The following is a 19,745-nucleotide window of genomic DNA, read 5'->3' on the forward strand; positions in this document are numbered from 1 at the left end:
CTGCTGGTTTGAATAACTGGTGTTTTTCTCGAGGAAGCCCTCGGTGTTTTCCATGAAGATGATATTAAAGGGGCCATGCATGAGATTAACGAGGAGATACCACGGCTTGAAACCCGTCATCGTCAGGCAATGCGATTTTTTGACTATATCAATAAGGAAAATCTGGAAGTGTGTTTGAAGGTGCTGGAACCGGAAGCAAAAGCTGCTGAAATGGAACATGCGATCAAGCATGAAATACGGGTGAAGCTGGATGAAAATCCGGTGTTGTACACGTCATTGAAAGAGCGGCTGGAAGAGCTGATTGAGAAACGCAAAGAGCGCCAAATGACGATTGAGGAACTGCTGGAGGAATATCATGATATAATTGATAGGATGCGCAGCAACGCCGAGGAAAGTGCGGCACATGGTTTTGAACCGGAACAGTATCCATTTTATCAGATGCTTGCAAGTGAACTGGACGGTTTTGAAGAAGATAATGTGAAGGAATTGACGCACATTATCACAGAGATTATTCAGGAAAATGCGGTCATCGATTGGACATTCAAGGATGATGTGAAGCGCGAAATGCGCAAACGAATTAAACGACAGCTCCGCACAAACGACTGCCCGTCGAAGGAGGTGGAAAATCTCGCGCGGCAGCTAATGGAACTGGCGGAAGCGCATTATAAGCAGATAGCGTATTAATGGTGAGAGCATGGCATCGAGTAAAGATGTTATGTTCTTTTTTGTGTGAGAATACTGCAAACAGAGTTGAAATGAAAACAGTGTTTCATCACTCATATTTTTTACATCTATTACATATTTTTTCCGAATTCATTTTTTATCATGAGGATGAAAGGTATAAATGGAAAAGGGAGACGATGAAACATTGGAATTTTTTAGTATAGAGAGTTTGAGTCATATTATCGGGGTTCACAAATACACGCTGAAAAAATGGACTCAGGATTTTAATGTTTATATCCCGAAAACAAAACTGAACAACGTCACCTGTTATCGTCCGGATGGAATCGATGTGTTGACGTATATTAAGCAATGCAGCGATCAAGGTTATGACAGGATGCAGATCAAGGAAATGCTGGCAAAGAGTACCTTTCCCGTAAGATTGGAGAATATGCAAAGTGCTTCTCATCAATCCAACGATGGAGGCTACAAAGAAAATGTGGTGACAATGATGCAGACGATTGGAAAAGTTGTCAGCAATGTTGATCATCAGCAGCGCATGGTGGAAATCATTAAAGAAAAGCAAAAAAATCAAAACAAATTAATCAAGGATATAAAGAAACAGACAGATGAAATCGATCACTTGAAACGGGAAATTGAAACGTTAAAGCAAGCTTGCTTCTTTAACAGAACGTGATTTACAACAGAAAGCAAATCCATGAAGTACAAATAATTGGCGCATAACATCAACATTCAGATGTTATGCGCCAATTTTTCTTCAATAATAACCGATACAGTGAAGCCCCATACCGTTAACCCGCAGCCATTCTTTTCGTTCTTCAAAGTCCGGCAGAATGGATTTGACGATTTTCCAGAATGCCGGTGAATGATCTTTAATTTTCAAATGTGTGAGTTCGTGTACAATCACATAATCAAATACCCTTAATGGCGCCATAATCAGCCGCCAGTTGATGTATATATACCCATCAGGGGTGCACGTGCCCCAGCGTTTATGCTGTGTTCGGATATTTGCGGATGCTGGATTGGTGTTTATGAGTTCTTAATAACGCTGAATACGTTCGTGCAGTTTTCTGGCAGCCTGCTGTCGGTACCATTGCACAAGTCGCTCTTCAAGTGCTTCCGCCGTTTGTTTTTGCGTCCTTTTTTTCGGGACGGTTGCGATGAATTTGGCCTTGGTAAAACGTTAATGTTGGGCGATCGACAGGTTCACGATGAATTTTTAGGCGATAGTTACGGCCAAGGTATGGCAACTTTTCACCACTTACAAATTCCTTTGGCTGAATGGATGCTTCAACCTGATTGAGTTCGTTTAGTTTATTGATAATCCAGGGCGCTTTCTTTTTAAGTTCCGTACTGATTTTGGCATCTTCAGCTGTAAATGGTGCATAAACTTCAACGCCATTTACCAATGTGACGGTTATTTTTAAATCTTTTCGTTGTTGTTTGTAAAGTATGTATTCGATGGTTGTGTTCCCGTATTCAAGTTTTGGCATTGCGTTCACGTACCTTTAATCGGATTGTAGATTAATGATAGCACGACGGGTAATGATTGGGAAGGTCTGAATCGTTTCCTGAAGTTTGGGTTTATTTACGCGGGCTGACTTTTTTCAAAATCACACGCTCGATCCATCTCCATGGCAGCAAATTTTTCAGCCGAGTCATGGTTTTGACGTTTTTACCGACGGGGTAGCGGAGATCGGGCTTTTCTGCTTGAGTGACTTTGACAATCAGGCGTGCCACTTCTTCGGGGGCGTCGGCTGTTTTAGCGATGTGATTCACGATTTTCATTAAGGTTTCGGTTTTCTCGTTATATGGCGATTCTGGAGCGACATTAATATTGTCCATTCCTTTTTCCCAAATATCTGTCTGATAAGAGCCCGGTTCAACCAATACGACATGAACTCCATAAGGCAGCATTTCGAGCCTGAGCGCTTCACTGAAGCCTTCGACAGCATGTTTGGATGCGGAATATGGAGCGAGACCGGGAAGTGCCATTCTGCCGCTGATACTGGACAGGTTAATGATCGTACCGCGCTGCTTGTTTCGCATATGGGGAAGAACAGCTTTGGTTACAGCAATCAAGCCAAAGACATTCGTTTCAAATTGCTGCCGCCACTCCTCAAGTGGCAGTTCTTCCGTAAACCCGCCGGCGGCATAGCCTGCGTTGTTGATCAATACATCAATGCTCCCGAAACGTTCGATGACATCCGGTATTGTGGAATCAACATCATTCTGTTTAGTAACGTCCAAGCCAATGCATTCGATGTTGGTTTCAATACCCTGTTCATGAGCTTTTTTCAGCAATGTTTCTTTTTTTGATAAATCCCGCATGGACGCCAGAACAATATAACCGGATTCAGCAAATGCGAGGCTGATTAACAGGCCGAATCCACCTGATGCCCCTGTAATGAAAACAACCGGCCGGTGCTGATCGGAGACTTTCATGTGCCGTCACCCCTCTCGTGTCCATTCTAGCAATCACTTAAGGAGCAAGCAATGGGACAAAGGGTCTGACCCTTTGTCCCCCTTATCCTAAATATTTCTTTGTAATTTGTTTATAGAGTTGAATGCTGTTGAAGAATTCATCGACTTCAACATATTCGTCGGGCTGGTGGGCGACGGATGTGTCTCCGGGTCCCAGTACAATAACTGGAAATGTCTTGTTCGCTTGTGTGAATTGTGAGCTGTCCGTATAGCCGGTCATCCCTTCAAGTGTTGCTTGGCCATCTAAAGATTCAACAGTGTCTTGAACAAGTTTGACAAAAGGATCTTCACTTGAAGTCTTTACAGGGTTCTGATCGTTCAATATACGGATATCCGCTTTTAGTTCAGGATATTTTTCTGTCGCAGATTGTATGACCTGTTCAATTTGCTCGGTGATTTGTTTGTGATCTTGAGAAGGGACCGTTCGAATGTCGATATTCACGAAACATCGATCAGGTACAACGTTCGTATTGGATCCACCCTTGATGACGTTGATGCTGTATGTGGCGCCACCAAGCAGGTCATCTTCCTCATAGTTTAATTCAAATTCTTCTCCTGATATTCGATGGATAATTTCATTCATATGCGCAACAGCATTCGTTCCCTTATCCGGCATTGAGCCATGCGCGGTTTTTCCGTATGTGATAATTTGTGGCCACAATGCTCCTTTGTGAGCGATTTTAATCTGGTTTTGCGTTGGTTCTGCGACGATCAGGGAATCTAACGGCTCGGCATAGTCTTTTTCCGTCAGCTGACGGGCACCAACAGCTCCTGCTTCTTCACCAACCGTTGCCAAAAGGGTGACCTCGCCTTTTTTCGGCAGGCCTTCTTCTTTAAGTGAAATCATAGCTAACACACAGGCAACAAGACCACTTTTCATGTCACACGCCCCGCGCCCATAAATTTTGCCATCTTCTTCTTCGGCTCCAAACGGGTCATGCTCCCATTCGATTTCACCGGGAGGGACAACATCCATGTGCCCCGTTAGTCCAAGAATGGGTCCATCTTCTTCACCTTTTAAACGAGCAATTAAATTGGCCCGGTTGTCATCGTATTCCACAAGTTCGGTCTCGATGCCATGCTTATCAAAAAGGGCTTTTAATTTTTCAGCGACTGCTGTTTCATTTCCGGGTGGATTGACACTTTTAATTTGAATGATGTCTTTTAAGAATGATTTGGCTTGTTCTTGATTCATATTATCACCTCTGATTTCAGTTTACCCTTTTTTCGTGTTAATCAGCAACATAATCCCATTAAAGTATAACATGCGGTGGTTGGTTGGAATCTAAACTTGCTATTCAGATCGAGGTGTGAGGTTGTAATAAAAGGAATAAAAAAGAGCTGGTTTCTTCCAAGTTAAAAAGGATAAGAAACAGCTCTCATCGGAAGCATAATTTATAAAGGTATTTTCGTTAGAGCTAATGAATATATCAATAACAGGCCGTTTTTTCATGATATTTTTGCAGTTGACGGCTCATCCATTTTTGCCTTTATCGAATGTTTCATGAAGCGTTTCAATAACATCCTCATCCTTGTCATTTCGGTTTATCATGTTAAGGCTAACCATTTTCATCATCCTTTATTTGTTTGACATTAGTCTTGTCCATTCTTGAGGTGATTTATACATGAAGGAAATAACCATTCAGATCAAAGATGACACGTATGAACAGCTAAAAGAACTGACTGAACTTGAGAATTTAATTAACCGTCATCGGGATACAAACCGGGATGACAACTACCGGATTGAAGATTTTGTCGTTGGCTCCATCATCGACAAAATGGAGCAGATTAACCATTTCAATCAGATTAATCCTTCTATTGAAAATGATCAGCAACCGGTTATTAAGAATCGTTTTAAAGAAATTGCAAAGCAGAAAGGTATTTACATCAAAGATATTGCCGATCAACTGAATATGAAGCCGCCTAATATCAGTAAAATATTCAATAACGCTTCACAGCCCAGATTGGAATTGTTCGTCAAAATCTGGATGGTGCTCGGTTGTCCGCCATTGCATCAGTGCCTGTACCTGGAAGAGGATTAAGTTTCGCTTGATCCTCTTTTTTGAGAAAAGAGTATAAAAATTCTTTCCGGCGCAATATACGGTACTAATAAGCTTAATTTATTGTCTTTTTCGGAAAACAGCGTAGAAAGCGGATGAACCGCACGAGAAAGAGGTTGTCACGTTTGGAAGGCTTCATATAATCGCTTGAACCGCACGAGAGAGCATCTGTCACGATTGGAACGACGGCTCATAATCGCTTGTACCGCACGAGAAAGAGGTTGTCACGTTCGGAAGGCATCACATAATCGCTTGAACCACACGAGAGAACAGCTGTCACGATTGGAAGACAGCTCATAATCGCTTGAATCGCATGAGAAAGAGGTTGTCACGTACGGAAGGCTGCACATTAGTGCTTGAACCGCACGAGAGAGCAACTGTCACGATTGGAAGACAGCTCATAATCACTTGAACCGCATGAGAAAGAGGTTGTCACGTACGGAAGGCTGCACATTAGTGCTTGAACCGCACGAGAGAGCAACTGTCACGATTGGAAGACAGCTCATAATCACTTGAACCGCACGAGAAAGAGGTTGTCACGTTCGGAAGGCATCACATAATCGCTTGAACCACACGAGAGAACAGCTGTCACGATTGGAAGACAGCTCATAATCGCTTGAACCGCACGAGAAAGAGGTTGTCACGTTCGGAAGGCATCACATAATCGCTTGAACCGCACGAGAGAGCATCTGTCACGATTGGAAGACAGCTCATAAGCGGATGAACCACACGAGAGGTGGCAACTTTACGGCAAATATTAGAATTAGAACACTTAAATAGTCGGTTTGACAAATGACATATGCTAAATTTTTCTTTCCTGGTCATAGGACAAGCCGTGTCTCACATATTCTTAATTATAATAAAATGAAGAATCAGTTATCAAAAACCATTATGGCTTAGTCTCAGAGGTTGATTCTGCGAGTTGACTTGGTATAGAGTTCGCAGCGGGAGATGTGAAATTCCTGATTCAAAAGGAAGGATGACGCTATATGACAGTGTTTGAGTCACTGATTCTGATGCTTACGTTCGGATCATTGGTGGCTGCGATTGTGTCAGATCATAAAAAATAAAGATAACAGGGTGACGGTACAGATCGCAGTTAAAGTGCTGCCGGTAAGTTTGAGTCAACAGTTCGAGCATCATCGGTCGGCTGAGGAAGAATAAGTCCTATGGAAAGTGTTAGAGACGTTAAATGTAGTATCATGTTTGTAGGAAAAAATATTTATTATACAGCACTGATTGGAGAGTAGACATGGAAAATGATTGGACCAAAGCGCATGATTCACTTTCCCGAATAACTGTTTTTTCAAATCCAAATAATGAACCTGTGACAATATCCGGCCATTCAGATGATTTGAAGTGTGTTGGTGTCGGTACGGATGCGGCTGTTTTCCATTATCGGTACGCCTCTTCTTATGCATTTAAAATCTATGCGGAGGACAAAACAGACAAAATCCAAACTGAGCGAAATATTTATAATCTGTTGGGGGATTCCGCTTGTTTCCCGGTATGTTTTGCTGCTGATGCTCATTATCTTGTTTTAAGTTATGAGTATGGCGTAACCCTTCAGGACTGTCTCCTGCAAGGCATCCATATTCCTGAACAGGTTGTATGGGACGTGGAGGTTGCGAGAGAGCACGTGCGCGAAAAAGGATTGAATCCGCGTGATATGCATTTGAAAAATATTTTGCTGCAGAATGGCAGAGCAAAAATAATTGATGTATCTGAATATATGCAGCCGGGGAATGACTTGCGGTGGGAGCATTTAAAAAGTGCGTATGAAGCATATTACCATTTAATTGATGGAAGGGTTGTTCCGTTTTGGCTGCTGGAAACGGTTCGAAAGTGGTACAATCAGCGCAAAAAAGACTTTTCATCATTCGATGAATTTATGAAATCCGTTTTGAAGCTCTTCACATTCAGGAAGTAGGTGAGAAATGGGACAGAGAGCCCAGCCCTCTCTGTCCCCCGTTATTTTTCTGGGTGTGGTGTGCCAGGAGGCTGGTAATAGGGTGGGGTGATAAGCCACCCTTTCTGCTTCATTAGATCTTTGGCCTTGTAACCTAAGGATAACTTTTCAGTCTGGAATTTGATAAACATTAATCCGAGATCTGTGCGAAGACACTGACTAGCAGCTGCTGCACACATATCGGCTGCTGCCACAAAGTTGATATTAATCGTATTTGCCAGTTCGAAATCTGTGAATTTCGTGCCGATTGGTATTGCACTCGGATCGGAATATGGTTTGCTTTCCGGGGAAGATGGCATGCCCACGCCTTCTTCCTGCATCAGTTTTTTTAATTGTTTTTTGTGGTCATTTGCCATTTTTAATCCGTCCTGATAGAGTTCTTTCACACCAGGGTCTGTTGTTGTATTAAGGCCTATTTCTTCATATGTTATGATATTATTCACGAATGCAAGGTATGTCCAGCAAGCCATGGCTTCACCAATGTGTAATGGGTCTTTTTTGTTATCTGTCAGTGATTGAAGTAATTTTGATGAAGCTTCAAAGAGCTGTGCAAAATTAGGCACTATTTAACCTCCGTTAAGTCTTGTTGTTTGTAACTATTTTGGTTAAATTGCAGCGAAATATGCATAAAAAAGCCTTTATCCTGCATATAACTGGCAGATATTCGTAAATCGGGAGCAGCAATTAGATTGAAAAACAGTTTTTCATGGGATTAAGACCTTCACTGATGGAAGTGTCGCTGTATGTTAGGATAAGGGGAGAAATGGCATATGAATTGGCTATCAAGCTTTTTGTATAAATTCACATGGCCAACCTAAGTTTATAAATGAAATCACGTGGTAATAGATACAATATATTTCCTTCTATATTATTAAAAACGGGTTAAAGGGGGAGGGTTAATGACTCATGCAGGACTGGGACAAGAAACCCGACCCCCTGTCCCTGATTGGAGGTTTCACAATGAAGGGAAATGGTAGTAGAGGGTTAAGCAGCAGGTTAATTGACCATAGGATTTTTGCGCCGTCCTTAATTATTATTATTTTAATTTGTATTCCATTTGCGATGTATGAGGATGAATCGCTGGAACTCTTGAATAGCATTTTTGATCGGATTGTTGGAATGTTCACCTGGGGCTACATATGGTACGCGATTATTCTGGTCGCGGCTGGTTTATACCTATCATTTTCCAAATATGGAAATGTTGTGTTGGGTGATCCGTTAGAAAAACCACGCTTTAATTTATTTGAATATGCTTCCATTTTAATTGCCATGGGGCTTGGCTCAACAATCATGCGAACGGGTATGACCGAATGGGCGAATGTGGCGGTTGATCCGCCGTTCGGTGCTGAGGCCGGGTCAGCTGAAGCACTGCTTTGGGGAAATGCCTACAGTATGTTCATGTGGAGCGTACAGGTATTTGCTATCTTTGTTATGGCGGCGCCTGCAATGGGTTATATTTTGCACGTACGAAAGAAACCATTTATGCGAATATCCGAAGCATGCCGCGATATTTTTGGTGATAAGTTCGTGGATGGTCTTGGCGGCAAAATATTGGATATTATCTTTCTCGTCAGTATACTTGCAGGCGCAGCGGTCACATTAGGTCTAGGCGCACCGATTGTTACTTACAACCTGGCTGAACTGTTAAACATTGAGCAGTCCTTCACTTTAACGCTGATTGTGACGATTGTCTGGGTCTTTTTATTCTCGATAAGTGCCTATTTGGGCATTGAAAAAGGAATTAAACGCTTAAGTACCCTGAATATGTACTTGGCTGGCGCATTTGCCATATTTATTATGATTATAGGACCTGGTATTTTTATTCTTAACTTTTTTACAGACAGTGTCGGTCATTTACTGGCAAATTATATCGATATATCCATCTACACGGATTCGACCAATATGGAGGGCTCCACATATATTGTCAGCAATACGGTCTTCTGGTTTGCCTACAGTGCTACATGGGCGATGCTGCATAGTGTGTTTGCTGCCAAGATTTCAAAGGGCAGAACCATTCGAGAAATGATTTTAACGTACCTATTAGCGCCTACGCTCCTATCCTGGGTAGCAACAGGTGTCTTAGGAGGTCTTGGTGTACACCAATATCTCACTGGCGAAGTTCCTGTTCTGGATATTGTGGAGGAAGATGCGATGGCGGTCATACCGGCAATTCTATCTTCATTGCCTTTAGCGCCTATTGTGCTTATTATCTTTATCATCATTGCAACAATCTTTTTAACGACGACATTGGATTCGACAACGTATACCATTGCATCGTACACAGGCACACGAAACATGAGTCAGGCAGAACCGTCAAGGGCATTAAGAATAATTGTAGCAGCAATCATAACAGTGCTGGCACTGCTCCTGATGCGGATAGGTGGTTTGCCGCCTCTGGAAGTTCTGTCAGGACTTATGGGCATACCGATCATCCTCATACAGTTCTTGACCATTTACGCTGCCAAGAAAATGATGGATAACGACAGAGCCTGGATTCATAATGTACGCGGAAGAAAAGGGCGACAAGTTAAACTGAAAGGTAAGCGGCTTAGGGATTAATGAACCTGAATAACAGGAGAAATGTGGATACAATTTTTATAAAAAAGAGCATGGCCTTTTATAAGGTTCATGCTCTTTTTATTCTGTATCCATGTGTAAGGGCGTGGTTTATTCTTTCTTTTTTCCGAAGTACAACAAGCCCACAAGTAAACCAGCTGCCAGCATCACGGTTGCAAAAATGAGGAATGGTACCGGACCAAATTGGAATACGAGTGGGGCGGATAATGCTGTAACGAGACCGCCACCTAAAAATGGTTCAAAGACGAGCTGTTTATAGCCGAAACCTTCATATGCAGGTGATTTCATTTCCGGGTCTGCCACACGCATCAATAGTAAACCGGTGGCCGTAATACCCATTGATTGGCCAAAATCACCGATACCTCTTTCCAACCAGTATGTCGGTATCATGCGTGGTGCCAAAACAAAGAAACCAATGACATTCCAGGCAATCCCAACAATGGATAAGAGCAGGAACGGCACGATATATTCACCAATGACATCGAGTGAAACGGTACCAATAGCGGTTATAATTAGGATATCAAGTGCAAACCCTTGTATTCTCATGACCATTTGCCTGTCCAGAAGATTTGCTTTATCAACCTTGCTGGCAATGAGCTGAACAATTATTCCGCCGATCATAGCTAATGGGAACAACGGAATATAGGTCATAAAATCGGATCCGATGATGGCACCTTCCAGCCAGGTGATTCCCTGCAATAGGATGTAACCGGTCAGAACGGCAAGGCCAACCATTCCAAAATGAAAGGACAGCGGTTCGATTGATTCCGGTCTGACGGTCATTTTCGCTGCTTTGTCACGATTTTCAAATTCGACAATGCCTGCTTTCTTCACCGACGACATCTCTTCTGTATCGGTTATCACGTCTGTTTTTTTCTTCCGTATACCCCAGTTGATAGCTGCAATACCAATAATTACACCAGATAAAATACCAACCGTGGCTAATCCGATAGCGAGATCGTAAGCACCGGCAAATCCAAGTTCTTCAAATGTTCCCTGCAGACCGCCAGCTGTTCCGTGTCCGCCTTCAAAGCCTATTTCAATGAGGGCGCCGACAAATGGCGGCATGTCATAGAATGGTACGAGTACGAACAGAGCCAGCAACAGACCAACAACATATTGGCCCCAGCCGAGCGTCCACCCGAATGAAAGCTGTGGACCACCGACGTGCCAGACTTTTGATAAGCTTGGGAGCACCGTGCCTAAAAACAATGTGGCAAAGACAACATTAATCATTAATCCTGGAAGGGGCTCCCAGACGTTCATTACCTCAGGAGACAAAAGCCCCGTGGCCCAAAACGAATCTCCTCCCGTGTAAGGTTCCAATAGTCGTCCAAGTACTTGCGGGCCTAAAAAAAGAGCGAAGAACCCGCCAATAACAGAGGAAGGCAGAAATAAATTCTGCATCCATTTTACACGTACCCGAATCCACTTTCCGATTAATAGAAATAATCCCAGATATAATAATGCAAAACCTATTTGGTCAGGTGTCATGTTAGGTCTCCTTTCCGTCTTAGTTTAAATAAGTTATTCTTTTCTATTCCCCTTTGTCCAAGGGTGTAAACAGTTGCTATAACATTATCCTTTCACTATTTCTAACATTACTTTTGAAAATTCACAGTATGTTTGGAAGTGTTCCGGGATGCGCGACATATCAATGATATAATAGAAGCAGGAAAAGCGTTATTGTTTTCCGAATCTAAAAAGGGAGTGCTTATGATGAAACGAAAAATTCTCGTGGCTTATGACGGATCGGATTTGAGTAAAGAAGCGCTTCAGGAGGCTAAATTTCAGGCTAGAGGGATTCCGGAAACAGAAGTATATGTGGTGTCGGTTGTGACTCAAGCTGGACCAAGCACCAATACGGCGGTCGCACGAAGCATTCAGTGGGAGCTGGCGGAAAAAATCAAGCCTGATATGGAAGTAATCGAGGAAGATTTTAAACAAGAAGATATCACGATAAATACAGATATTATCATCGATGCCGTAAATCGAAATGCAGGAACCAGGATTTGTAATCATGCTGATGCGTATGATATAGACTTAATCATTGTAGGGAGCAGGGGTCTCGGTGGCGTGAAAAAAATGATTTTGGGCAGTGTCAGTAACCGGGTCGTGCAGGAATCTGACTGTCCGGTATTGGTCATTAAATAAATACTTAAGCTCTTATTAGAAGGAGCCGGTCCATAATGGATCGGCTATTTTTAATAAGATAAAAAAGTATAAATTTCGGATGACGTTTTCAATTCGGAAATCGGCTAACTCACCGATTTCTTCAAGTCTGACTTCCGGCATCTGACCTCTGGAAGGACGAGGCTAAGCCTGAGTTTTTCCTATGTTTCTGCATATCGTTCTATCTTTCGGTAAAAATATGCGTATTGATGTGTTAGGAGGTGCAGGACGTGAATATGGAGAACCAATCACTGACATCAGCAGAAATAACACAGCTTTGGGCAGCTTACATGAATGACAATGCGCTGGAATGTCAATTGCAATATTTTTTGATGAAAGTTAATGATGAAGACATTCAGCTGATTTTACAAAAATCTCTAAATGTAGTCCAATCGCATATATTGCAAATCACCGAAATATTTAATAAAGAGAGTTATCCAATTCCATATGGATTTAGTTTAGATGACGATGTGGATGTCAATGCGCCGAAATTGTTTTCCGATGCTTATATTCTGAATTACCTCCAGCAAGGGTTCAAAACAGCTTTAGAGGCATTCAGTATCAGTTTGTCATTGGCTGGAAGGGAGGATGTCTATAACTTCTTTTCGGAGTGTCTGCGGGAACAGGACGAACTGCTTAAAATGAGTAATTCAACTTTGCAATCCAAGGGTCTATATTCGGCACTTCCACAGCTTCCAACACCGGAAAGCTATGATTTCGTGAAGAATCAAAGCTTTTTGACGGGGTACTTTGGGGAGAGACGTCCATTAGCAGGTTCGGAAATTAATAATTTATTTGGAAATTATCACCGAAATGCTTTGGGATCGGCTACGTTGGTCGGATACAGTCAAGTGGCCAAAAACACGGATGTTCGAAAGTTTTTGGTCAGAGGAAAGGAAATCGCACAAAAGCATTGTGAAGTTTTTGGTTCGATCTTGCATGAGGACGATATCCCCGCTCCGACAAAGATGGAAGATTCCGTAACGAATTCTACGACCTATACATTTTCCGATAAGTTAATGATGTTTTACAGTACTGGACTCATTGCATTGAGTGTCGGTTACTATGGAGCAAGCATGTCTATGAGCCCAAGACGAGACATTGGAACAGCTTATAACAGGTTATTGAACGAAATTCTGAAGTATGCAGAGGATGGCGCCAATATTATGATCAAGCATGGCTGGATGGAAGAACCGCCACGAGCACTTGATCGTGATGAACTGGCCAAGAAGAAAAACTGAGAGTGGGACAAAGGGTCAGACCCTTTGTCCCAGCTTACAGAATGTTTACAGGCATACCGCAAATTTTCCACCAATTTCTCAGTGATTTCTAATGATTCTCCAACCTATTTTTCAAAAAGTTTCATTATGCTAAGGCTAGCCCGAAAATAGAAAGGGGTATCAAAATGAAATCAATGTTTGTGAATAAATTGGCTAAGACGATGGCTTCTGCATCAGCAGCCTATGCCGAATCAACTAATTTTACAGGCTCAGCAGCGGGATATCGGACAAAGGCAAAGGCAAAGATGACACAGAAGAATAAGAAGACACAAAACATTTCAAATGACGATGTCACTGCCGGTATGTACCCTGAAAGTGACATATTGGATGAGCAGGTGGACGCTGATAGTTATCAGATGCAGGTCGTTGAGAACAGTCATAACATACGGATTATTATTTTGAAAGATGAAAGTGGATATGCGCAATATAAAAGTGTTTTTGAAAAGGATAAAAGTATGATTGAGGTCATCGATTTTGACCAGGGGATGGTTTTTAAAGGTGTGATTGACGTTTGATGCATGTGTACAGCAAAAAGATACTGTGCACATTTGCGTAAATATTAAAATCAGAATAAATGTTTCTTGAGTCTATAAAACTCATCATTTTTGAAAGATAATGTTTATGAAAAGTGAATTAGCAAGGATTTATGCGTCCTTTTGCGGTTTGACAGCGAGGAAAAATTAAATTTTAGCCATTTCACCATTCTAGCTGCCCTGTGCTATAATTCTATTAGAATGCAAAGGGTGGTGATATGGTGGATATGGATGAACTGGCGGGGATTGTTCAGCAGGGGTTCAAGGAGATGCATGAAGAATTCGCAGCAGTAAATGGACGAATCGACAAGCTTGAAATTCGAATGGACAATCTTGAACACCGCATGGACGGTCTGGAACACCGCATGGACGGTCTGGAACATCGAATGGACGGCCTGGAACACCGCATGGGCGGTCTCGAACAACGTGTTGGCGGGTTGGAAACGCGAATGGACAGGATGGAAGAACGGATTATTAATATCGAAAATGATGTTGGCTTTCTTTCTCAGAAATATGGTGAACATAGTGTCATGCTGAATAGACTTATTAATTAGTTATATGAATAGCCGGTGTGTGAGTCCTTACTGACAAGCAGGGTCATCAAGCATCGGTTTTTTGTTGGAATCGTATAAATTGACATACATAAGGTGGTTGTATTATATTTATTTTGAATTCAAATTAAATTAATTCAGATTAATTATTTTAATAAAGTATGGAGGAATTTTTATGAATGGTATAAAGGGAATGCATCACGTTACTGCCATCACAAGCAGTGCAGAAAAGAATTATGAATTTTTCACGTATGTACTGGGCATGCGATTGGTCAAAAAAACGGTCAACCAGGATGATATCCGGACATATCATTTGTTTTTTGCGGATGATGAAGGCAATCCAGGAACAGATATGACATTTTTTGATTTTCCCGGAATTCCACAGGGAACGCATGGCACGAATGAAATTGCCAAAACGGCATTTCGCGTACCAAGCGATGAGGCGCTGGAGTACTGGGTAAAACGTTTTGACCGGCTTGAAATTCAGCACGATGGCATCAAAGAAGAATTCGGGGTTAAAACACTTTCGTTTTCAGATTTTGATGATCAGAAATATCAATTAGTCTCGGATGAAAATTTGGATGGTGTGGCACCGGGAACACCATGGCAGGATGGCCCGATTCCATTGGCGTATGCGATCACCGGACTTGGCCCGATTCATGTACGTATCGCCAATTTTGACTATTTCAAAGAAGTGATGGAAAAAGTTCTGCAGTTCAAAGAGATTGACCAGGAAGGCGATCGCCATCTGTTTGAAGTGGGTGAAGGCGGAAATGGCGCACGGGTTGTTGTTGAGTATAACACCGTCATGCCAAACGCACAGCAAGGTTATGGAACAGTTCATCATTCAGCATTCCGTGTTGAAGACCGTTCTGTTCTGGAAGAGTGGATTAAACGAATGGACGATTTCGGATTCCGCACATCCGGTTATGTCAATCGTTTCTATTTTGAATCATTATACGCACCAGTGGCTCCGCAAATTTTATTCGAATTCGCAACAGATGGTCCTGGATTTATGGATGACGAGCCGTATGAAACATTAGGTGAGAAATTAGCATTGCCGCCGATGCTTGAGGCGAAGCGTGAGCAGATTGAACAATTTGTCCGTCCGATTGATACAGTGAGAAGTACGAAGGCGTTTGGGAAGGAGTATGAGTAGAAAGTTATGAACAGAGTGATCTAGAGAGGCCAACCAATGTTGGTCTTTTTTATTTTGCATGGAAAATTGTTGCATCTACACGTATAATAGAATAAAACTCTAGGGAACTGACCAGTCCTTTATGACACAACTTGCTGAACATCAAAACTAGGGGAGTGCCAATAGATTTTCCTGATACCTTATATCATAACCCATACCAGCCGACATCATACAGAGCGCGGGATGCGTTATTTCAGGGTTATCATTTGAAAACCGGTAATCAGGTTATTGATTTTGGCTACGGAAAAGGACGGTTGAGCTTTTATATTTATTATTTCACAATGTTGCTGTAACCGGTGTCGAAATGAATAGATCACCCTATGATGAAGCTGTCAGAAATCGCATGCGGTATTTGAATCAGACACAGAAGCAAATGAACAAGATTCATTTTCATCACTGTATGACGGAGGACTATCAGATCAATCAATTTGATAACCAGTTCTATTTTTTCAATCCCTTTTCGATTAAGACATTTATGAGCGTCATTCACAACATCCTGCTTTCGGCAAAGCAATATAAGCGAGGTATTGAACTACATTGTCTATTATGGATCGGATAATTATATTCATTTTTTGGAAAATGAAACCCCTTTTGAACTAAAAAAAGAAATCACCCTGTCACATATATTTGATGGTGATCCATATGACCGGTTTTTGATTTACAGGCTGGAAGGTTAATCTATTTGAGATTCTCAAAACGATATGTGCTGATGTCTGCCTCCGTTAATAATATGAATCCTGTTATATTATGTTAAAAAAATTGATTGCTTGAATTAGTTATATTTATTGATGCGAGGGGAGGTATATACACTGTTAAAACGTTTAACCAATGTATCTTTGCAAACGAAAATAACCGGATTGTTATTAGGCGTCATAATAAGTCTCATACTTATTCTTTCCGGATTCTTTACCTATTCTAACATTCAACAAATTATTTCAAATAAATATACATTAAGCCTGCAAACTGCAAGGACTGTATCTGCACTCCCTTCAATAACAGAAGGGTTAAATGAAAATCAAACCAGACAGTCATTACAATTTCTGACTGATCAATTCAGTTTGGAAAATGATGCAGATTTTATAATTGTACAAGATAAATATGGCAGGGTTTTAACTCATCCCGATGATGAGTATCTTGGCAGGATCCACAAATTTTCGTGATGGGTACAAGGCTCGCGTTTTTGGAGGGTATTATAATTTGGAAACAGATGAATTTACTGGTCCTGCTATAGTCGGTATTGCCCCGGTCCTATCATCGTCCGAAAACGTCCTGGGAGTAGTAACAGTCGGTTATTTAAAAAAGGAGCTATGGTCTTTAATTTTTGAACGAATAAGGATTATTATGTATTTCTCGATTATTGTCATTGTTATAGGAATAGGATTGGGCTATTTATTAGCTCGTCACATAAGAAAAGAAACATTGGGCTATGAACCGCGGGAAATTGCTGAATTGTACAGAAATAGAGATGCATTGCTTACTTCTTTAAATGAGGGTGTCGTTGCAACAAACGAAGATAGGATGGTAACACTTATTAATAAGTCAGCCAAGAAGCTGCTTGGTATAAATAATTCTTATACTAAGAGGCATATTACTACCTTATTGCCAAACTTAGATTATCAAAAAGTATATGAGGATAGGAAAGGAAAACTAAACCAGGAAACAGTGATCAATAATAAGACGTTAATTGTTAACCTGGTCCCTACACTAACAGATCAAAATACTACAGGGTTAGTAGCAACACTAAGAGATAAAACCGAAATCACAGAATTGATAAACACGTTATCCGAGGTTAAAAGGTATTCTGATGATTTGCGTGCTCAGACACATGAACACTCCAATCAAATGCACCTTATATATGGTATGTTACAGTTGGGGAAATATGATGAGGTGCTGAGTTTGATTGATAAAGAGATAAGTAATCTTGAGATGATAAATCGAAGCATTTTTGAACAAATAAAAGATTCAAATGTTCAAGCTGTCTTAATAGGAAAAATAGGAAAAGCCTCAGAAAAAAAGATTGATTTAATTATTGATCAGGAAAGCTATCTAAGCCCATTACCACCCCATATTGAATCCAGTGATTTGGTGACAATTATTGGTAATTTAATAGATAATGCTTTGGATGCTGTGGTTTCTCAGCAGAACCCAAGTGTATCCTTCTCTGCAATTGATATAGGGAACGATATAATATTTGAGATCGCCGATAATGGAAACGGTATTGAAGAACAGAAAATAAAGAAAATTTTTCAGTCCGGCTATTCAACTAAAAAGCAAGGTGAAGAGAAAAGAGGTTTCGGTTTGGCAAACGTTAAATCAACTGTAGAGAAATTGAACGGGGTAATTCAAGTTGATTCAACCTCACAAGGGACAACAGTTACAGTATATATCCCTAAAAATGAAAGGAGGCATATCTATGATTAATATTGTTATTGCAGAGGATGATTTTAGAATAGCAAATATACATGAAGAGTTTATTAAGGAAATTGAAGGAGTAAGTGTGATAGGAAAAGCAATAAATGGTGAACAAACATTATCCTTAATCAAAGAATGGAAACCAGAGTTATTGCTTTTGGACCTTTACTTGCCTGATTATCTTGGAACAGACCTAATTCAAGATTCCAGAAAAATACACCCTGATCTGGATGTCGTTATCATTACTGCCGCAACGGAAAAAGAACTGCTCGAGAATAGTTTGCGTAAGGGTATTACAAATTATTTAATCAAACCAGTTAGTATGGAAAAGTTCAACATAGTAATCAATGAATATAAACAAAAGAAAAACTTGTTGCAATATAAAGAACATATTAATCAGGATGTTGTGGATGAATTATTACTCTCTTCCCGGTTAAATAAGCGAGTAACAGAAGAATCATTGCCTAAAGGTATAGACAAGATCACCCTTTCAAAAGTTAAATACAATATGGAAAAAAATAAAAAATCATGGTCAGCTGAAGAAATGGGAGAGAAAATAGGTTCATCCAGAACTACAGCCCGCCGTTATTTAGAGTATTTGGTTCAATTAGGCTTAGTAAACGTTGAACAGGAGTACGGTATCATAGGAAGACCTGAACGTAGGTATTATCTTGGTTAAATTTCGTGAACAAAATGAACACAACTAATTTAAGATACTTTATGTGACTTATTATGAAAACGTATACATTAGGGAAAATTCAGTATATTGTATTAACCAAATCTATAGCAAGGAGGAGAACTATGAAAAAGCTATTCGGAGTAGTGTTGGTCCTTTTGGCACTAATTATGGCTGGTTGTTCTAGTGAAAGTGATGGAGAAGCGCAAAATTTTCCTGATGGGGATATTGAAATTGTCGCACCTGCCTCTCCTGGTGGAGGATGGGATGCAACAGCAAGGGCTATGCAAAATATTTTTGATGAAGAGGGACTCATAGAAGAAAACATGAATGTGACGAATCAACCAGGCGGTGGAGGTGAAGTAGGCTGGCAATATTTGAAAGACCAGGATGCACATACTATTTCAATTAATTCCAGTTTGGTGATTACGAATAACCTGCTGGGACAGAGTGATTTAACTTATGAGGAATTTACGCCGTTAGCCATTTTAAGTACTGAATGGATTTCAGTTGCAGTTCCGCCTGATTCTTCTTTTGAAACAGGTGCTGAAATAATGGAGCAACTTGAAGAAGATCCTACCTCGTTGACAATCGGCGTAGGACCTGCTCTGGGAAATAACGACCATTTATCTTTTGTTCAGGCGGCTCATGAATTTGGCGTAGATGTATCACAAGTTGAGTTTTTGGTTTATGAAAGTGGAGGGGACGTACTGACAGCATTATTAGGTGGTCATGTTGATGTTGCGACTATGTCAGTCTCCGAATCTAAAGAACAGCACGTTGCTGATGAGATAGAAATTGTAGCGGTGAGCTCGGAGGAAAGAATAGAAGGACTGGATGAAGTAAGTACCTGGCAGGAGCAAGGTGTCGACATGGTCTTCCCGCATTGGCGAGGGGTGATGGGACCTCCTGATATGACTGAACAAGAAGTTAATTATTGGAATGAAAAAATAAGTGAGATGGTGGAAACAGATGCATGGCAAGAGGTTATGGCAAATAATGAGTGGCAGCCATTTTATCATAATAGTCAAGAATCAGAAGAATTTTTAGCAGAGCAGACCGAAATGTACGATGAGTTGATACAACAAGCAGGACTGGTAGATTAGGAAATATAGGGGGTATTTAATGATGCCCCCGGCCTCATCATCTTAT

Annotated in this window: 22 protein-coding genes; 16 read left to right on the top strand and 6 right to left on the bottom strand. The window is 41.0% G+C overall.

Annotated elements, in window-relative coordinates; all coding sequences use genetic code 11:
• Nucleotides 1–75: 75 nt before the first annotated feature.
• Nucleotides 76–684: a type I restriction enzyme endonuclease domain-containing protein gene (locus tag Len3610_RS01165; protein ID WP_176446338.1), complete on the top strand. Its 609-nt coding sequence runs from the start codon at nucleotides 76–78 to the stop codon at nucleotides 682–684.
• 160 nt (nucleotides 685–844) lie between these two features.
• Nucleotides 845–1,357, top strand: a complete 513-nt coding sequence (locus Len3610_RS01170; protein WP_176446339.1) for a MerR family transcriptional regulator — start codon at nucleotides 845–847, stop codon at nucleotides 1,355–1,357.
• An 81-nt stretch (nucleotides 1,358–1,438) separates the two neighbouring features.
• Here Len3610_RS01170 and Len3610_RS20390 read toward each other — a convergent pair whose 3' ends face one another.
• The 4 genes from Len3610_RS20390 to Len3610_RS01185 all read right to left on the bottom strand — a co-directional run bounded on the left by Len3610_RS20390 (nucleotide 1,439) and on the right by Len3610_RS01185 (nucleotide 4,360).
• Entirely contained in the window at nucleotides 1,439–1,714 is a 276-nt protein-coding gene (locus tag Len3610_RS20390) for a M48 family metallopeptidase (RefSeq protein WP_369693670.1), read from the bottom strand.
• A gap of 76 nt (nucleotides 1,715–1,790) precedes the next feature.
• Nucleotides 1,791–2,174 (bottom strand): YgjP-like metallopeptidase domain-containing protein, encoded by a 384-nt coding sequence (locus tag Len3610_RS20395; RefSeq protein WP_255259727.1) that lies wholly within the window; start codon nucleotides 2,172–2,174, stop codon nucleotides 1,791–1,793.
• A 91-nt stretch (nucleotides 2,175–2,265) separates the two neighbouring features.
• The gene (locus Len3610_RS01180; protein ID WP_176446340.1) at nucleotides 2,266–3,126 is read right to left on the bottom strand and encodes an SDR family oxidoreductase; all 861 of its coding nucleotides are present in this window, start codon (nucleotides 3,124–3,126) and stop codon (nucleotides 2,266–2,268) included.
• A gap of 82 nt (nucleotides 3,127–3,208) precedes the next feature.
• Entirely contained in the window at nucleotides 3,209–4,360 is a 1,152-nt protein-coding gene (locus Len3610_RS01185; RefSeq protein ID WP_176446341.1) for an ArgE/DapE family deacylase, read from the bottom strand.
• A 430-nt stretch (nucleotides 4,361–4,790) separates the two neighbouring features.
• Between Len3610_RS01185 and Len3610_RS01190 the strand changes: the two genes are divergently transcribed.
• The 3 genes from Len3610_RS01190 to Len3610_RS01195 all read left to right on the top strand — a co-directional run bounded on the left by Len3610_RS01190 (nucleotide 4,791) and on the right by Len3610_RS01195 (nucleotide 7,155).
• Nucleotides 4,791–5,207 carry a helix-turn-helix domain-containing protein gene (locus Len3610_RS01190; RefSeq protein ID WP_176446342.1) on the top strand — a complete coding sequence of 139 codons (417 nt, stop codon included), beginning with the start codon at nucleotides 4,791–4,793 and terminating at the stop codon, nucleotides 5,205–5,207.
• Between the two features lie 1,007 nt (nucleotides 5,208–6,214).
• A complete protein-coding gene (locus tag Len3610_RS21585) occupies nucleotides 6,215–6,295 on the top strand; it encodes a putative holin-like toxin (RefSeq protein ID WP_369693671.1) in 81 nt (26 codons plus the stop codon).
• A gap of 182 nt (nucleotides 6,296–6,477) precedes the next feature.
• Nucleotides 6,478–7,155, top strand: coding sequence for a serine/threonine protein kinase (locus tag Len3610_RS01195; protein WP_176446343.1), 678 nt, complete (start codon nucleotides 6,478–6,480; stop codon nucleotides 7,153–7,155).
• Between the two features lie 41 nt (nucleotides 7,156–7,196).
• On the opposite strand, the gene Len3610_RS01200 is transcribed toward Len3610_RS01195, so the two are convergent.
• Complete coding sequence (locus Len3610_RS01200) at nucleotides 7,197–7,757, bottom strand: DUF3231 family protein (protein ID WP_176446344.1); 561 nt, start codon at nucleotides 7,755–7,757, stop codon at nucleotides 7,197–7,199.
• 397 nt (nucleotides 7,758–8,154) lie between these two features.
• Between Len3610_RS01200 and Len3610_RS01205 the strand changes: the two genes are divergently transcribed.
• Nucleotides 8,155–9,753, top strand: coding sequence for a BCCT family transporter (locus Len3610_RS01205; protein ID WP_176446345.1), 1,599 nt, complete (start codon nucleotides 8,155–8,157; stop codon nucleotides 9,751–9,753).
• Nucleotides 9,754–9,861: 108 nt separating this feature from the next.
• Here the strand turns inward: Len3610_RS01205 and Len3610_RS01210 are convergent, their stop codons facing one another.
• Complete coding sequence (locus tag Len3610_RS01210; RefSeq protein WP_176446346.1) at nucleotides 9,862–11,265, bottom strand: sodium/glutamate symporter; 1,404 nt, start codon at nucleotides 11,263–11,265, stop codon at nucleotides 9,862–9,864.
• 222 nt (nucleotides 11,266–11,487) lie between these two features.
• On the opposite strand from Len3610_RS01210, the gene Len3610_RS01215 reads away from it, so the two are divergent.
• From Len3610_RS01215 to Len3610_RS01260, 10 genes are all read left to right on the top strand, one after another.
• Nucleotides 11,488–11,925 (top strand): universal stress protein, encoded by a 438-nt coding sequence (locus Len3610_RS01215; protein ID WP_255259728.1) that lies wholly within the window; start codon nucleotides 11,488–11,490, stop codon nucleotides 11,923–11,925.
• A 254-nt stretch (nucleotides 11,926–12,179) separates the two neighbouring features.
• Entirely contained in the window at nucleotides 12,180–13,184 is a 1,005-nt protein-coding gene (locus tag Len3610_RS01220; RefSeq protein WP_176449514.1) for a DUF3231 family protein, read from the top strand.
• A 164-nt stretch (nucleotides 13,185–13,348) separates the two neighbouring features.
• Nucleotides 13,349–13,738: a hypothetical protein gene (locus Len3610_RS01225; protein ID WP_176446347.1), complete on the top strand. Its 390-nt coding sequence runs from the start codon at nucleotides 13,349–13,351 to the stop codon at nucleotides 13,736–13,738.
• Nucleotides 13,739–13,974: 236 nt separating this feature from the next.
• Nucleotides 13,975–14,310, top strand: coding sequence for a hypothetical protein (locus tag Len3610_RS01230; RefSeq protein WP_176446348.1), 336 nt, complete (start codon nucleotides 13,975–13,977; stop codon nucleotides 14,308–14,310).
• A 172-nt stretch (nucleotides 14,311–14,482) separates the two neighbouring features.
• On the top strand, nucleotides 14,483–15,466 hold the full coding sequence (locus Len3610_RS01235) for a ring-cleaving dioxygenase (RefSeq protein WP_176446349.1): 984 nt from the start codon (nucleotides 14,483–14,485) through the stop codon (nucleotides 15,464–15,466).
• A 343-nt stretch (nucleotides 15,467–15,809) separates the two neighbouring features.
• On the top strand, nucleotides 15,810–16,064 hold the full coding sequence (locus Len3610_RS01240; RefSeq protein ID WP_176446350.1) for a hypothetical protein: 255 nt from the start codon (nucleotides 15,810–15,812) through the stop codon (nucleotides 16,062–16,064).
• 229 nt (nucleotides 16,065–16,293) lie between these two features.
• A complete protein-coding gene (locus Len3610_RS21590) occupies nucleotides 16,294–16,665 on the top strand; it encodes a hypothetical protein (RefSeq protein ID WP_369693629.1) in 372 nt (123 codons plus the stop codon).
• 37 nt (nucleotides 16,666–16,702) lie between these two features.
• Entirely contained in the window at nucleotides 16,703–17,926 is a 1,224-nt protein-coding gene (locus Len3610_RS01250) for a sensor histidine kinase (protein WP_176446352.1), read from the top strand.
• Entirely contained in the window at nucleotides 17,919–18,596 is a 678-nt protein-coding gene (locus tag Len3610_RS01255) for a response regulator (protein WP_176446353.1), read from the top strand. The genes Len3610_RS01250 and Len3610_RS01255 overlap by 8 nt, the downstream gene beginning before the upstream one ends.
• A gap of 122 nt (nucleotides 18,597–18,718) precedes the next feature.
• Nucleotides 18,719–19,699 (top strand): tripartite tricarboxylate transporter substrate binding protein, encoded by a 981-nt coding sequence (locus Len3610_RS01260; RefSeq protein ID WP_176446354.1) that lies wholly within the window; start codon nucleotides 18,719–18,721, stop codon nucleotides 19,697–19,699.
• Nucleotides 19,700–19,745 lie beyond the last annotated feature (46 nt).

It is taken from the genome of Lentibacillus sp. CBA3610 (genome assembly GCF_013373365.1).
Classification (GTDB): domain Bacteria; phylum Bacillota; class Bacilli; order Bacillales; family Amphibacillaceae; genus Lentibacillus.